At 61.4% G+C, this 14,467-nt stretch carries 13 protein-coding genes and 1 pseudogene; 10 read left to right on the forward strand and 4 right to left on the reverse strand.

The genetic code is table 11. The annotated features are described in order from the left end of the window. Nucleotides 1–58: 58 nt before the first annotated feature. Together ACLBW8_RS27560 and ACLBW8_RS27565 are read left to right on the forward strand one after the other, a co-directional pair. On the forward strand, nt 59–307 hold the full coding sequence (locus ACLBW8_RS27560; RefSeq protein ID WP_064451964.1) for a hypothetical protein: 249 nt from the start codon (nt 59–61) through the stop codon (nt 305–307). 93 nt (nt 308–400) lie between these two features. Next, nucleotides 401–613 (forward strand): annotated as a pseudogene (locus ACLBW8_RS27565) (thioredoxin domain-containing protein); the annotation flags it as partial. Nucleotides 614–713: 100 nt separating this feature from the next. On the opposite strand, the gene ACLBW8_RS27570 reads toward ACLBW8_RS27565, so the two are convergent. The 3 genes from ACLBW8_RS27570 to rpiB all read right to left on the reverse strand — a co-directional run bounded on the left by ACLBW8_RS27570 (nt 714) and on the right by rpiB (nt 4,157). Next, on the reverse strand, nt 714–2,279 hold the full coding sequence (locus ACLBW8_RS27570) for a TerC family protein (protein ID WP_064451962.1): 1,566 nt from the start codon (nt 2,277–2,279) through the stop codon (nt 714–716). A gap of 372 nt (nt 2,280–2,651) precedes the next feature. Continuing rightward, a complete protein-coding gene (locus ACLBW8_RS27575) occupies nt 2,652–3,632 on the reverse strand; it encodes a sugar-binding transcriptional regulator (protein ID WP_053255665.1) in 981 nt (326 codons plus the stop codon). A 63-nt stretch (nt 3,633–3,695) separates the two neighbouring features. Next, entirely contained in the window at nt 3,696–4,157 is a 462-nt protein-coding gene (gene rpiB / locus ACLBW8_RS27580) for a ribose 5-phosphate isomerase B (protein ID WP_447806810.1), read from the reverse strand. A 283-nt stretch (nt 4,158–4,440) separates the two neighbouring features. Here rpiB and ACLBW8_RS27585 point away from each other — a divergent pair, with 283 nt between their 5' ends. From ACLBW8_RS27585 to dhaL, 7 genes are all read left to right on the forward strand, one after another. Continuing rightward, the gene (locus ACLBW8_RS27585) at nt 4,441–5,928 is read left to right on the forward strand and encodes a sugar ABC transporter ATP-binding protein (protein ID WP_259762664.1); all 1,488 of its coding nucleotides are present in this window, start codon (nt 4,441–4,443) and stop codon (nt 5,926–5,928) included. Then, a complete protein-coding gene (locus ACLBW8_RS27590) occupies nt 5,925–6,902 on the forward strand; it encodes an ABC transporter permease (RefSeq protein WP_064451960.1) in 978 nt (325 codons plus the stop codon). Before ACLBW8_RS27585 ends, ACLBW8_RS27590 begins: the two co-directional genes overlap by 4 nt. Nucleotides 6,903–6,960: 58 nt before the next feature. Beyond that, nucleotides 6,961–7,968: a substrate-binding domain-containing protein gene (locus tag ACLBW8_RS27595; protein ID WP_447806811.1), complete on the forward strand. Its 1,008-nt coding sequence runs from the start codon at nt 6,961–6,963 to the stop codon at nt 7,966–7,968. Between the two features lie 154 nt (nt 7,969–8,122). After that, nucleotides 8,123–8,878: an SDR family oxidoreductase gene (locus tag ACLBW8_RS27600; RefSeq protein WP_128591012.1), complete on the forward strand. Its 756-nt coding sequence runs from the start codon at nt 8,123–8,125 to the stop codon at nt 8,876–8,878. A 26-nt stretch (nt 8,879–8,904) separates the two neighbouring features. Next, complete coding sequence (locus tag ACLBW8_RS27605; RefSeq protein ID WP_064451957.1) at nt 8,905–10,020, forward strand: MDR/zinc-dependent alcohol dehydrogenase-like family protein; 1,116 nt, start codon at nt 8,905–8,907, stop codon at nt 10,018–10,020. 152 nt (nt 10,021–10,172) lie between these two features. Continuing rightward, the gene (locus ACLBW8_RS27610; RefSeq protein WP_064451956.1) at nt 10,173–11,174 is read left to right on the forward strand and encodes a dihydroxyacetone kinase subunit DhaK; all 1,002 of its coding nucleotides are present in this window, start codon (nt 10,173–10,175) and stop codon (nt 11,172–11,174) included. 3 nt (nt 11,175–11,177) lie between these two features. Next, nucleotides 11,178–11,825 carry a dihydroxyacetone kinase subunit DhaL gene (gene dhaL / locus ACLBW8_RS27615; protein WP_447806812.1) on the forward strand — a complete coding sequence of 216 codons (648 nt, stop codon included), beginning with the start codon at nt 11,178–11,180 and terminating at the stop codon, nt 11,823–11,825. Here dhaL and ACLBW8_RS27620 read toward each other — a convergent pair. Beyond that, complete coding sequence (locus tag ACLBW8_RS27620) at nt 11,782–12,678, reverse strand: LysR family transcriptional regulator (protein ID WP_447806813.1); 897 nt, start codon at nt 12,676–12,678, stop codon at nt 11,782–11,784. The genes dhaL and ACLBW8_RS27620 overlap by 44 nt on opposite strands. 150 nt (nt 12,679–12,828) lie before the next feature. On the opposite strand from ACLBW8_RS27620, the gene ACLBW8_RS27625 reads away from it, so the two are divergent. After that, nucleotides 12,829–14,364, forward strand: a complete 1,536-nt coding sequence (locus tag ACLBW8_RS27625; protein ID WP_447806814.1) for an MFS transporter — start codon at nt 12,829–12,831, stop codon at nt 14,362–14,364. The last annotated feature ends 103 nt before the right edge of the window (nt 14,365–14,467 follow it).

Raw genomic sequence — 14,467 nt, forward strand, 5'->3', positions numbered from 1 at the left:
AAAATCCCCACGCTGGACTAGCCTTGGCACATTCAAGCCAACAAGGACGACCTTTCTGATGAAGCTCAGCCTCACTTTGGTTTTGCTTTCATTCCTGGCAGCCGGCAGCGCCTCGGCCGCTAACGACCGCCACGAATGCAAGGAACAACTGCAGAAACTCAAGGAAGCCTTCAATGCCGACTACACCGGTCAGAACCACCATGACTACCGGCGGGCAAAGGCGTCCAGGGACAATGAGGAATACAAGAAATGCGCGAATCAGGCGCGAAAGGCCCGGGAACGCATGGAGCGCGCGGACGATGCGTGAACAGCGGTACCTGTGAAGGTTGACAGTAGACGGTGGTGATCTCGCGATTTAGCGTACCCGCAACCATTTGGCCGGGCTCGCAAGGAGATCATCATGGGTGTTGCAAAAACGGTTATTCGTGACCTCGACGAATACCAAAGAATCCTGACTGAACACCCGCTGGTGATTGTGTTGTTCACTTCCCCCTACTGCCCGGCGTGCTTGGGGGCTGACCTGCGTTTCAATCGCATCGCCGCTCAATACGCCGGGCGTGTAAAAAGCATGATCCTCGACACCACCCAAACCCCGCCGATTCACGGGGTTAGCGGCACCCCCACGCTGGTGGTCTACAAAGACGCCCTTGAGGTCGAAAACCTCAAGGGCATCGGTGACCCCCATGAACAGGAAACACTCCTGGAGGAGGTGTTCAAAGACTACGCGTCACCGGCGCCAACAGCACCTGCGTCACCCGTCGCTCTTCCACCGCCGCCACAGCCAGGCGCCAGCCTTCATGCTCGAGACTGTCACCGACCATCGGCAGGCGATCGAGCAGGCTCATCACCAAGCCAGCTAGGGTCTGATAATCCTCGGTGGAAACGGCATTGAAACCGGTACGCTGACGAACCAGGTTGAGGTTCAAGGCGCCATTGGCGCGAAACCCCTCGCCCTCCTCGACAATATCCGGCCCCTCGATTTCGCTGGCGTCCGGCAATTCACCGGCGATGGACTCGAGAATGTCGGTCATGCTCAACACGCCCATGAAGTCGCCGAATTCGTTGATCACGAAGGCAATGTGGGTCGACTCCTGGCGCATCTGCTCCAGGGCGTTGAGGATCGAAAAGCTCTCCAGCAGGTTGATCGCCCGACGCGCCAGGTGCTCCAGGTTAGGCTCATTGCCGGCCAGGTATTCCTTGAGCAATTCCTTTTTGTGCACGAAACCCAGCGGCTCATCCACCGCGCCGTTGCGGATCAACGGCAGGCGCGAGTAGGACGAATGCATCAGTTTGCGGCGGATCGTGTCGGGATCGTCCGCCAGATCGATACAGTCCACCTTGGCCCGTGGCGTCATCAAGGTACGGATCGGTCGCTCGGCCAGTTGCAGCACGCCGCTGATCATTACGCGCTCGCGTCGATCAAACAGCGGACCCTGGGTCGCATCCCGCTCGCCCAGCAAGTCGGCCACGTCTTCACCCACCTCTTCCACCGCCAGGCTTCGGCCGCCGAGCAAGCGCATCACCGCATGGGCGGTACGCTCACGCACCGGCAACACGCCTTGCGCCGACTTCTTGCGGCGGGCGCGGGCAATCTGGTTGAACAGCTCGATCAGGATCGAGAAACCAATCGCCGCATACAGGTAGCCCTTGGGAATATGGAAGCCCAGGCCTTCGGCGGTCAGCGCGAAACCGATCATCATCAAAAAGCCCAGACACAGCATGATGACTGTCGGGTGCGCGTTGACGAAACGGGTCAGCGGCTTGCTCGCCACGATCATCAGGCCGATGGACACGATCACCGCGATCATCATCACGGCCAGCTCATCGACCATGCCCACGGCGGTAATCACCGCGTCGAGGGAGAACACCGCGTCGAGCACCACGATCTGCGCCACGATCGGCCAGAACATCGCGTACGCCACATTGCCCGTGCGCTGCGCCACATGGCCTTCAAGGCGCTCGTGCAATTCCATGGTGGCTTTGAACAACAGGAACACGCCACCAAACAACATGATCAGGTCACGGCCGGAGAAGCTCTTGTCGAACACCTCGAACAGCGGCTGCGTGAGCGTCACCAGCCAGGAAATACTCGCCAGCAGGCCCAAACGCATCAGCAACGCCAGGGACAAACCGATCAACCGCGCGCGATCGCGCTGCTCCGGCGGCAGCTTGTCCGCCAGGATCGCGATAAACACCAGGTTGTCGATGCCCAGCACCAGTTCCAGCACAATCAAGGTCAACAGGCCGAGCCAGGCCGTTGGATCCGCTAACCATTCCATTTATAGAGTCTCTTTATAGGTTTCAGAATGCCAGACACGGCAAAGCGCGGTCAGTGGACCGGGACAAGGTTAGCAGTTGGAATACGGGGTGCTTCAGCGGGAACAGCGACAGCGGATGTCTTGGGGAAAGACGACTGGGAGGCTCCGAGAGGGTGTTCATGCAAGTCCTGCAATGAGAAAAGGACTTGAATCGTACAGGCGAAACCCAAACTTCCTACAACGCAAAATTATTACAAAATCTGTCCCAAATCACACACAAAACCAATGTGGGAGCGGGCTTGCTCGCGAATGCGGAGGTTCAGTCAATCCATATGTCGACTGACACACCGCCTTCGCGAGCAAGCCCGCTCCCACATTTTGACCTGCGCAATATCAGGTTTTGCGCGTCGCATCATCCAGCGCCAGGATGGTGTGGGCATTCGTTACCGTGGTCGCCAGCGTATTGATCACCCCCGAGCGCAACGCGCCAAGCGTCGCCGCTGCCTTGGTGTTCTCACTGGCAATCGCCACGACATCCGGGATACGAAACAGCTCCTGCACCGTCAACCCGATCACCCGACCTTGAATCGCGTTGACCGCCGGCTGGCCATGGATGTCGATAAAGTCATACCCCATCATGTCGCCCACGGTGCCCGACAACCGCGCCTGCGCGATCTCCTGCGGCGAGAACCAGCCCATGCGCACCATGTTGCTGTTCTCGCTCATGTCGCCAATGCCAATCAGCGCAATGTCCGCGCGCCGCGCACGGTCCAGGGTCGAGCGCACGGTGTCATTGTTGATCAGCACGCCCCGTAACTCGGGGTTTGCCACCAGCGCCGGGGCGTACAGGCTTTCGCTCTCGCCACCAAAACGCAGGGCCAGGCGACGGCAAATATGATCGGGGTTCATGTATTCGCCGGCCTTGAGCGAACCGCCGATGGCGCAGACAAACGTGCAATTGCGCGTCACCGGCAAAAATACGTTATCCGCCACGGCACCGACGTTACGCCCCATGCCCACGGCGACAATCATGCCGTCGCTCAGCGTCTTGTTCAGGTAGTTCGCCACCAGGCTGGCGACAGCCGAGCGCTGGGTGTCGGGGTCGCTGTGGTCGACCGCGATCAAGGCGCGGTCCAGCTTGAAGCGCTCCACCAACGCCCGCTCCAGCTCGTTGTTCATCGCCGGGTGCTGCAAGACGCGCACCTCGACAATCCCTTCATCGCGCGCACGTTTGAGCAAGCGGCTGACTTTCGCCCGCGACAGGTCGAAGCGTTTGGCAATGGCTTCCTGAGTGACGTTCTCAAGGTAATAGAGCATCGCCACTTCGGTCATCTGATCGATATCGCTGGCAATGCGCTGGGTACTGTCACTCATGGGGACGGGCTTCCGTTTCGGCGTCAAAGGCGCATTCTCCCGACTCTTGCCCCGTTACGTCCACTACTGATGCCCATCGCGCTCGATCGCATTGATCCGCTCGACCTTGGCCCCAGAACGCGCAGCCTCGAACTCCGACTCCAGGAACGACTTGACGATGCTTTTGGCCAGTTCGGCGCCGATCACCCGCGCGCCAATGGACAGGATTTGCGCATCGTTGCTCTTGCGCGCGCGCTCCGCCGAATACGTGTCATGGGCCTGGGCCGCACGAATGCCCAACACCTTGTTGGCCGAGATCGCCATGCCGATCCCGGTGCCGCACACCAGCACACCGAGGCGTTGCTGCCCGGCATTGATGGCGGTGGCCACGGCCAGGGCGATGTCCGGATACAGCACCGGCGCCGTGGAGTGAGTACCGAAGTCGGTCACCGGATAGCCGAGCGCCTCGATATGGCGCTTCAACAGCTCTTTGAGCTCAAAACCCGCTTCATCGCATCCGATAGCCACCTGGAAAGGTGTGTTCATGGCGTCTGGCTCCACTGCCGAGAGGGCATTTAAGACCGATCAAATGATCAGTAGATGAAATTTCTCTCAGTCATTTCGCGGGCATTAAGCCCTTTCTGTCAAGTGAGTTTTAACTGACCCGACAGTCAAAGCCCTATAACAGGGCACCATTACCACTCAGGATGAGATTCCTACGTTTTAAGTGAAAGAGATTGACTGATCAGAATTTCATTTGATACACATATGATCACAGCGAAACATGACTGTGCGACCTAATAAGAATTCACAGCACGAGGACACGCCGATGGCCACGCCATTACTGCTCCAGGCTGAACACGTCGCCAAGGCTTACGCCGGGGTGCCTGCCCTGCGTGACGGGCGCCTCTCTCTGCGGGCCGGCAGCGTCCATGCGTTGTGCGGCGGCAATGGCGCAGGCAAGTCGACGTTCCTGAGCATCCTGATGGGCATCACCCAACGCGACGCCGGGACCATTGCGCTCAACGGCACCCCCGTTCAGTTCAACCGCCCGAGTGAAGCCCTGGCGGCAGGGATCGCGATGATCACCCAGGAGCTGGAACCCATCCCCTACATGACCGTCGCCGAAAATATCTGGCTGGGCCGCGAACCGCGCCATGCCGGCTGCATTGTCGACAGCAAGACCCTCAATCGCCGCACCCGCGAGCTGCTCGAAAGCCTGGAGTTCGACGTCGACGCCACCCGCCCCATGCACCGCTTGAGCGTGGCGCAGATCCAGCTGGTAGAAATCGCCAAGGCGTTCAGCCATGACTGCCAGGTGATGATCATGGACGAACCCACCTCGGCCATCGGCGAGCGCGAGGCAGAAACCCTGTTCAAAGCCATCCGCCGCCTCACTGCCCGAGGCGCCGGTATCGTCTATGTGTCGCATCGTCTGAGCGAACTGGCGCAGATCGCCGATGACTACAGCATCTTTCGCGATGGCGCCTTTGTGGAAAGCGGACGCATGGCCGATATCGACCGCAACCACCTGGTGCGCGGCATCGTCGGCCAGGAGTTGACGCGCATTGATCACAAGGTCGGCCGCGAATGCGCCCCCACGACCTGCCTGCAAGTCGACAACCTGAGCCGCAACGGCGAATTCCACGACATCAGCCTGCAACTGCGCCAGGGTGAAATCCTCGGCATTTATGGCCTGATGGGTTCGGGGCGCAGCGAATTCCTCAACTGCATCTACGGCCTGACCGTCGCGGATTCCGGCAGCGTGACCCTGCAAGGCAAACCCATGCCGATCGGCTTGCCCAAAGCCACGATCAACGCCGGCATGTCGCTGGTCACCGAGGACCGCAAAGACAGTGGCCTGGTACTCACCGGCAGCATTCTTTCCAACATTGCGCTGTCGGCCTACAAACGCCTGTCGAGCTGGTCGCTGATCAATGCGCGCAAGGAAACCCAACTCGCCCAGGACATGGTCAAGCGCCTGCAGATCAAAACCACATCCCTGGAACTGCCGGTGGCCTCCATGAGCGGTGGCAACCAGCAGAAAGTGGTGCTTGCCAAATGCCTGTCGACCGAACCGGTGTGCCTGCTGTGCGATGAACCGACCCGGGGCATTGATGAAGGCGCCAAGCAGGAGATTTACCACCTGCTCGACCAGTTCGTGCGCGCCGGTGGCGCCGCCATTGTGGTGTCGTCCGAAGCCCCCGAGCTGCTGCACCTGAGTGATCGTATCGCCGTATTCAAGGGCGGCCGGCTGGTGACCATCAGCACCGACACCGCCCTTTCCCAGGAAGCCTTGTTGAGTCTTGCCTCATGAATGCCAAAACCATCGCTGCACCCATGACTGCCGCGCCGCGCAATCGACTGCGTTTATCCCTCGACCGCTTCGGCCTGCCGCTGGTGTTTATCCTGCTGTGCGTGGTGATGGCGTTTTCCAGCGAATATTTCATGACCTGGCGCAACTGGATGGACATCCTGCGCCAGACCTCGATCAACGGCATCCTCGCCGTGGGCATGACTTACGTGATTCTGACCAAGGGCATCGACCTGTCGGTGGGCTCGATCCTGGCCTTCGCCGGGCTGTGCAGCGCGATGGTCGCAACCCAGGGTTATGGCCTGCTGGCGGCGGTCAGTGCCGGGATGTTTGCCGGGGCCATGCTCGGCGTGGTCAACGGCTTTATGGTCGCCAACCTGTCGATCCCGCCGTTCGTGGCCACCCTCGGCATGCTCAGCGTCGCACGGGGCATGACCTTCATTCTCAACGACGGCAGCCCCATCACGGATCTGCCCGACGCCTACCTGGCGCTGGGCATTGGCAAGATCGGCCCGATTGGCGTGCCCATCGTCATCTTCGCCGTGGTCGCGCTGATCTTCTGGATGGTGCTGCGCTACACCACTTACGGCCGCTATGTGTACGCGGTGGGCGGCAATGAAAAGAGCGCACGCACCTCCGGCATCGGCGTGCGCAAGGTGATGTTTTCGGTGTACGTGGTGTCCGGCCTGCTCGCCGGGCTGGCCGGCGTAGTGTTGTCGGCCCGCACCACCTCCGCCCTGCCCCAGGCCGGGGTTTCCTATGAGCTGGATGCGATTGCCGCGGTGGTCATCGGCGGTACCAGCTTGTCGGGCGGCACCGGCAGCATTGTCGGCACGCTATTTGGTGCGTTGTTGATCGGCGTGATCAACAACGGGCTGAACCTGCTCGGCGTGTCGTCCTATTACCAGCAGGTCGCCAAGGGCCTGATCATCGTGTTCGCAGTACTGATCGACGTGTGGCGCAAGAAAAAACGCTAGTCGCTTTTCCTCCAAAAAATGAACTGAACGACCTACAACAATAAGCGGAGTTCTCACCATGAAACCTGGAATGACGTTGGCCGCCGTTGCGGCTCTCTCCCTGCTCGCCAGCAGTATTGCCTTGGCCGCCGATGGCAAGACCTACAAAATCGGCGCCGCCGTGTACGGCCTCAAGGGCCAGTTCATGCAGAACTGGGTCCGCGAGCTGAAGGAACATCCGGCGGTCAAGGACGGCACCGTGCAGTTGACCGTGTTCGACGGCAACTACGACGCCCTGACCCAAAACAACCAGATCGAAAACATGGTGACCCAGCACTACGACGCCATCCTGTTCGTGCCGATCGACACCAAGGGCGGTGTCGGCACCGTAAAACAAGCCATGAGCAACGACGTGGTCGTCATCGCCTCCAATACGAAAGTAGCCGATGCGTCCGTGCCTTATGTGGGTAATGACGACGTGGAAGGCGGCCGCCTGCAAGCCCAGGCCATGGTCGACAAGCTCAACGGCCGTGGCAACGTCGTGATCATCCAGGGCCCCATTGGCCAGTCGGCGCAGATCGACCGGGAAAAAGGCGAGCTGGAAGTGTTGGGCAAACACCCCGACATAAAGATCATCGAGAAAAAAACCGCCAACTGGGACCGCGCCCAGGCCCTGACACTCACCGAAGACTGGCTGAACGCGCACCCCAAAGGCATTAACGGCGTGATCGCCCAGAACGACGACATGGCCCTCGGCGCCGTGCAAGCCCTGAAGTCCCATGGCTTGTCGTCCAAAGACGTGCCGGTCACCTCGATCGACGGCATGCCGGATGCGATCCAGGCGGCGAAGAAAGACGAAGTCACCACCTTCCTGCAAGACGCCCAGGCCCAGTCTCAGGGCGCGCTGGACGTGGCATTGCGCGCATTGGCCGGCAAGGACTACAAGCCGCAGTCGGTGATTTGGGAACGCTATGCCAAGGACGTGAAATGGGGTGACGGCACCGCCAAGAACTACATCCTGCCGTGGGTGCCGGTGACCAATGCCAATGCCGATGCGCTGTACAAACAGGTCAGCGGCGGTAAGTAGCGGTTTCGACCTGTGAATGCATTCCAACTGTGGGAGCGGGCTTGCTCGCGAAAGCGGTGTGTCAGTCAGCACATCCGTCAGCTGATCCACCGCTTTCGCGAGCAAGCCCGCTCCCACATTGGATCTCCACCGTTTTCAAAAATGGAGTAAGCGTATGTCTGGATTCTGGAACCAAGCCTTCGACCTCACCGGCCGTTGCGCGGTGATTACCGGCGGCGCTGCCGGCATCGGCCTGGCCTGCGCCAGCCTGCTGGTGGAGCGCGGCGCACGCGTGGCGTTGCTGGACCGTGACCCCGCCGTGGTGGAAGTGGCCGCGAGCCTGGGCGCCGGGCATCTGGGTATTGCGGTCGACCTCAGCCGGATCGACCAGGTGCAGCACACCATCGACCACGTATTCGAACACTTCCAGCGCCTGGATTACCTGATCAACAGCGCCGGCATCGTCCTGCTCGACAAGGCCGTCGACGTCAGCGAAAGCGCCTGGGACAGCACCCTGGATATCAATCTCAAAGCCAGCTTCTTCGTGGCCCAGGCGTGCGCCAGACACATGCTCGCCAACGGCGGCGGACGCATCGTCAACCTCGCCTCCCAGGCCGCCGTGATCGGCCTGGACCGCCACGTCGCCTACTGCGCGAGCAAGGCGGCCATCGTCGGCATGACCAAGGTATTGGCCATGGAGTGGGCGCCACAGATCAACGTCAACGCCATCTCCCCGACCATCGTCGAGACCGCCCTGGGCAAGAAAGCCTGGGCCGGTGAAGTGGGTGAACGGGCCAAATTGCAGATCCCGGCGGGCCGTTTTGCCCAGCCGGAAGAAATCGCCGGGCTGGCGTTGTACCTGCTCAGCGATGCCGCGCAGATGATCACCGGCGCCAACATGGTGATCGACGGCGGCTACAGCATTCAGTAATTCATCTTTTGTCGTGAGGTTTTGTCATGTCCACCGTCACCGAACGCACCCCTGAACAGCTCGCCCCCAGCATCCCGAAAACCATGCAGGCCGTGGTCTGCCATGGCCCGGAAGACTATCGCCTGGAAACCGTCGACGTGCCCACGCCCGGGCCTGACGAGATTCTCACCAAAGTCGAGCTGTGCGGCATCTGCATGGGCGACATCAAGACCTATCGCGGCGCACCGTCGTTCTGGGGCGACGCCGAGCAACCGCGCTACGTGAAACCGCCGATGATCCCCGGGCATGAATTCGTCTGCCGCGTGGTTGCCCTCGGCCCAGGCGCCGAAAAACGCGGCGTGGCGGTGGGTGACCGGGTGATCTCCGAGCAGATCGTGCCGTGCTGGGGCTGCCGCTTCTGCAACCACGGCCAGTACTGGATGTGCCAGAAGCATGACCTGTATGGCTTCCAGAACAATGTGCAGGGCGCCATGGCCCAGTACATGATCTTCACCAAGGAAGGCATCATCCACAAAGTGCCGGAATCCATCGCCCCCGACGAAGCGATCCTGATCGAACCGCTGGCCTGCTCACTGCATGCCGCCGAGCGCGCGAATGTCGACCATGACGACGTGGTGGTGGTGGCCGGTGCCGGCACCCTGGGCCTGGGCATCATTGGCGCCGTGCGCCTGCGCAACCCGAAAAAGCTGATCGTGCTGGACATGAAACCCGAACGCGCCGCCCTCGCCCTGCGCATGGGCGCCGACGAAGTGTGGAACCCGGCCGACGTCGACGTCCTGGCAAAAATCCGCGCGATCACCGACGGTTATGGCTGCGACATTTATATCGAAGCCACCGGGCACCACAAGGCGGTGAACCAGGGCCTGGCGATGTTGCGCAAGCTGGGGCGCTTCGTCGAGTTCAGCGTATTTAATGACGAAGCCACGGTAGATTGGTCGATCATCGGCGACCGCAAGGAACTGGACATATTGGGCTCGCACCTGGGGCCCTACATGTACCCGCGCGCCATCGACTTTATCGGCAACCGCAAGATCGACATGCGCGACGTGGTGACCCATAAATTCGCACTGGCGGATTTCAAGGAAGCGTTTGCGGTGATGGAGCGCGGGGACAAGTCGCTCAAAGTTGTACTCGAACCTTAAGAACGCCACCTATCAAACTGTGGGAGCGGGCTTGCTCGCGAAAGCGGAGTGCCAGGCAACACATGCATCAACTGAACCACCGCTTTCGCGAGCAAGCCCGCTCCCACATTGAATTGTTGTTGCCCTTTAGAACAAGAACAGGAACCCGCGTTATGAATCGAGTCATCAACGATCCGGACCAAGTGGTCGAGGACATGCTGCACGGTATTCTGGTCGCCCACCCCGAACTGCGCCAATACGAGAGCAACCCTCGGGTCATCGTCAAAGCCAGGCCATCGGGGCAAGGCCGGGTTGGCATCGTGACCGGCGGCGGTTCGGGCCATGAGCCGGCCTTTCTCGGCTACGTCGGCCCGGGCCTGGTGGACGCCGTGGCCGTCGGCGAGATTTTCTCCTCGCCCACCGCCAAGAGCTTTTTCGATGCCTTCCGCGCCGCCGACCATGGCGCCGGCGTAGCCTGCCTGTACGGCAACTATGCCGGCGACAACATGAACGTAAAGCTGGCAATGAAAATGGCCGCCAGCAAAGACATGCGCATCCGTACCGTGGTCGCCAACGACGATGTGGCCTCCGCCCCCCAGGCCGATATCGCCAAGCGGCGCGGCGTGGCCGGGGAGATCTTCATGTGGAAGATCGGCGGTGCCGCGGCTGCCCAGCATTACGACCTCGATGGCGTGATTCGCGTCGCCCAGAAAACGGTCGATCACTGCCGTTCAATTGGCATCGGCCTCACGCCCTGCACCATTGCGGCGGTGGGCAAACCAAACTTCCAGATCCCCGACGGCCAGATGGAACTGGGCATCGGCCATCACGGCGAACCGGGCATTGAAGTCGTCCCCATCGAACCCGCCGCTGCCATGGCCGAGCGCATGCTCGCGCCGATCCTGGCTGACCGTGATTTCAGCAAGGACGACAGTGTGGTGGTGCTGGTCTCGGGCCTGGGCGCCACGCCGGTGATGGAGCTGTATATTTTTTACGCCGAGGTTGAGCGACAGCTCAAGGCCAAGGGCTTGAAGATTCACCGTTGCTACGTGGGCAACTACTTCACCTCCCTGGAGATGATGGGCGTCACCCTCACCCTGCTCGGCCTCGACGCCGAGCTGAAAACCCTTATCGACCAACCGTGCCGCTCCATCGGCATGACCCAGGCGGAGTGAACCATGAGCCAGCATTTTTCCACCCGCGACGGCAGCGCCATCGTCGCCGACCTGGTCAGCGTGATCGTGGCCAACCGTGAATACCTCAGCGAAGTCGACGGCGCGATTGGCGACGGCGACCACGGCATCAACATGGCCAAGGGGTTCGCCCATTGCGGCCGCATGATCGAAGGCCGCCAACTGACGCTGGCCCAGGCCCTGGATGAACTGACCCTGAGCCTGATGGAAGGCATCGGCGGCTCCATGGGGCCGTTGTATGGCAGCCTGTTTATCGGCATGGCCGACGAAGTGCGCAGCAGCGAGAATATCGACGCCGCGACCTTTGCGCACTTGCTGCGCGGCGGTTTGACCTCACTGCAGGACATCACCGAAGCGGGCGTGGGTGACAAGTGTTTGATGGACACGCTGATCCCGGCGGTTGAAGCCTTCGAACATGCGCATGCGGGAGGCGCTGGTTTCAACGATGCACTGGAGGCGATGAAAGCCGCCGCGTCACAAGGCCGCGATTCAACCAAAGACCTGGTCGCCAAAATCGGCCGGGCCAGCCGTTTGGGCGAGCGCTCCCTCGGCGTGCTGGATGCCGGCGCCGTGTCGTGCTGCCTGATCCTCACGCGCCTGGCTGACTCGGTGCAGCCCCGACTGAGCGTTTGATTTGCTGGATATACCGTGCCACTGCCGGCGCTTGCTCAAAGCGCCGGTGAATCAACGACAGCCAGGACGCCGCCTCGCTGCCGTGGATACTGCGGTAGACCACACCCGGCAAGCTCACATGCCCGACCATCGACGCCGGCACCACCGCGACGCCCTGCCCTAACGACACCAGCGCCACCACCGCCACCAAGCCGCCCGGTTGCGGCCCGAGGCGCGGCGCATAACCGCCCTGCGCCGCCACGTGCAACGTCCCGCTGATTTGCTCCGGCAAGATAAAGGTCTCGTTTTGCAGGTGTTCACAGCCGATGGCCTTGAGCCCCAGCAGCCAGGAATCCTGCGGCAGCGCCAGCACAAAACCTTCGCTGTCGAGGCGCACTGCCTCCACCCCATCGGGCAGCGTCATCGGCGAGCGGATGTAGCCGATGTCATAGCGCCCGTCCGCCACCGCCGTCGGCAATGTGGCCATCGCGCATTCGCGCACATTCACGCTCACATCCGGAAACGCCTGGCTGAACGCTTGCATTTGCCGCTGCAACAGCCCCGAGTATACCGCCGAGGCCACGTAGCCCAGTTCGACATGCCCGATATCCCCACGTCCGGCGCGCTGGGCGTTGCGCTGGGCAAACTCGAACTGACGCACGGTGGCTTCCGCCTCGATCAGTAACGCAGCGCCCGCCTCGGTAAGGCTGACTTCGCGCTGCTGACGGATAAACAAACGCGTGCCCAGGGCGGTTTCCATGTCCTGTATCTGCCGACTCAGGGTGGGCGGCGCGATGCCCAATTGCTCGGCAGCGCGGGTGAAATTGCGCTGGCGGGCGACCGCCAGGAAATAGCGGAAGTGGCGGATTTCCATCGCAGGATTAGCTCAAAGGTAATGAAGTGCTTCAGCCCAGCTAACAACTCAAGCAAGCGCCAGGGATAAGCTCACAAGACCTCAACACTAGAGAGCCCTTGCGATGTACGTCAACTGCCTTTTCCATATTGCCCCCAAGGTAATTCAGCCATGAGCCAGGTCAGTCCGCGCTTGACGTTGCTGACCGCCTCCGGCGTTTGTTCGCTGATCGTGCTCGACACCAATATCGTCGCCGTGACGCTGCCGAGCATTGCCCGCGACCTGGGCGCCAACTTCGCCGATATCGAGTGGGTGGTCAGCGCCTATATGCTCGCGTTCGCCGCACTGCTGTTACCGGCCGGCAGCATCGCCGACCGTTTCGGGCGCAAGAAGACCCTGGTCTGGGGCTTGAGCCTTTTCATCCTGGCGTCCATGGGGTGTGGCGCAGCGCCGAATGCCATGTTTCTGGACATTGCCCGCGCCGTCAAAGGCGTCGGCGCGGCTTTGCTGCTGACGTCGGCCCTGGCCTCCATCGGCCATACCTTTCACGATGAAGTGGAACGCGCCAAAGCCTGGGCGTTCTGGGGCGCGTGCATGGGCGTGGCGATGACCGCCGCGCCAACGTTGGGCGGCCTGATTACCCAATACCTGGGCTGGCGCTGGATTTTCTACCTCAACCTGCCCGTGGGCCTGGGGTTGATGGCGCTGGTGCTGCGTGCGATTCCAGAGTCCCGCGACACTCAGTCAGCACGCCTGGATCCATGGGGCAGCCTGGCATTCAGTGCCAGCCTGCTGTGCCTGATCTGGGGGCTGATCGAGGCCAACCGCATCGGTTGGGACAGTCCGTTGACCTCTGCGCGCCTGATCGGCGGGGCTGTGTTGCTGGGTGTGTTTGTACTGGTCGAGCGCGCGCAACAACGGCCCATGGTGGACCTGCAACTGTTCCGCCACCCACGGTTTATCGGCGCCCTGCTCGGGATGTTTGCCTATGCCGGCTGCGCCCAGGTGATGATGACGTTGCTGCCGTTCTACTTGCAGAACGGCCTGGGCTTCTCGGCGATTGCTTCGGGCCTGGGCATGTTGCCGTTTGCCCTGACCATGCTGATCTGCCCACGCATCGGTGCACACCTGGCGGTGCGCTTTGCGCCAGCGACTATGATGGCCGCGGGTTTGACCCTGGTCGGCTGCGGCAACGTGTTGAGCGCCTGGGCGGTGAATGTCGGCGGCTACCTGGCCTTCGCGCTGGCGATTGCCGTCACGGGCGCCGGGGCCGGCCTGCTCAATGGCGACACGCAGAAAAACATCATGGCCTGCGTGCCACGCGACCGGGCGGGGATGGCGTCGGGCATGAGCACCACCATGCGCTTCAGCGCGATCCTGTTGGCCATTGGTGTGTATGGGGCATTGCTGAGCAGCCACAGTGAGCAGTTGCTTCGCGCGAGTATCGACACGCAATGGCAGGACCAGGTGGCGGGTATCGCCTCGCGGGTAGTGGCCGGGGATATGCCGGCGGCGATGGGCTTGCTGCCGCAGGAGGCACGGGAAGTAGCTCAGCCGCTGGCACGGCAGGCATTTGTGGGCGGGTTCAGCACGGTGTTGTGGGTGGCGGGATTGTTGGGGCTGCTGGGGGCGTTGGTGGTGGGGATGTTGATGCGAAAACCAATTCCCTCAGTACAACAACAGTCTTCCAGACTGACTCAGAACTAAATGTGGGGCTTGCCCGCGATGGCGGCGGGTCAGTCGGTAGATGTATCGACTGGGACATCGCTATCGCGGGCAAGCCCGCTCCCACATTGGGATCGGCTACCTT

It is taken from the genome of Pseudomonas sp. M5A4_2d (assembly GCF_053345295.1).

Bases quoted from the DNA above. Each gene is read 5' to 3' on its own strand.
- dhaL (WP_447806812.1), top strand. From the start codon at position 11,178: ATGAGCCAGCATTTTTCCACCCGCGACGGCAGCGCCATCGTCGCCGAC.
- ACLBW8_RS27620 (WP_447806813.1), bottom strand. From the start codon at position 12,678: ATGGAAATCCGCCACTTCCGCTATTTCCTGGCGGTCGCCCGCCAGCGC.
- ACLBW8_RS27560 (WP_064451964.1), top strand. From the start codon at position 59: ATGAAGCTCAGCCTCACTTTGGTTTTGCTTTCATTCCTGGCAGCCGGC.
- ACLBW8_RS27585 (WP_259762664.1), top strand. From the start codon at position 4,441: ATGGCCACGCCATTACTGCTCCAGGCTGAACACGTCGCCAAGGCTTAC.
- ACLBW8_RS27595 (WP_447806811.1), top strand. From the start codon at position 6,961: ATGAAACCTGGAATGACGTTGGCCGCCGTTGCGGCTCTCTCCCTGCTC.
- ACLBW8_RS27600 (WP_128591012.1), top strand. From the start codon at position 8,123: ATGTCTGGATTCTGGAACCAAGCCTTCGACCTCACCGGCCGTTGCGCG.
- rpiB (WP_447806810.1), bottom strand. From the start codon at position 4,157: ATGAACACACCTTTCCAGGTGGCTATCGGATGCGATGAAGCGGGTTTT.
- ACLBW8_RS27610 (WP_064451956.1), top strand. From the start codon at position 10,173: ATGAATCGAGTCATCAACGATCCGGACCAAGTGGTCGAGGACATGCTG.
- ACLBW8_RS27605 (WP_064451957.1), top strand. From the start codon at position 8,905: ATGTCCACCGTCACCGAACGCACCCCTGAACAGCTCGCCCCCAGCATC.
- ACLBW8_RS27575 (WP_053255665.1), bottom strand. From the start codon at position 3,632: ATGAGTGACAGTACCCAGCGCATTGCCAGCGATATCGATCAGATGACC.
- ACLBW8_RS27570 (WP_064451962.1), bottom strand. From the start codon at position 2,279: ATGGAATGGTTAGCGGATCCAACGGCCTGGCTCGGCCTGTTGACCTTG.
- ACLBW8_RS27625 (WP_447806814.1), top strand. From the start codon at position 12,829: ATGAGCCAGGTCAGTCCGCGCTTGACGTTGCTGACCGCCTCCGGCGTT.
- ACLBW8_RS27590 (WP_064451960.1), top strand. From the start codon at position 5,925: ATGAATGCCAAAACCATCGCTGCACCCATGACTGCCGCGCCGCGCAAT.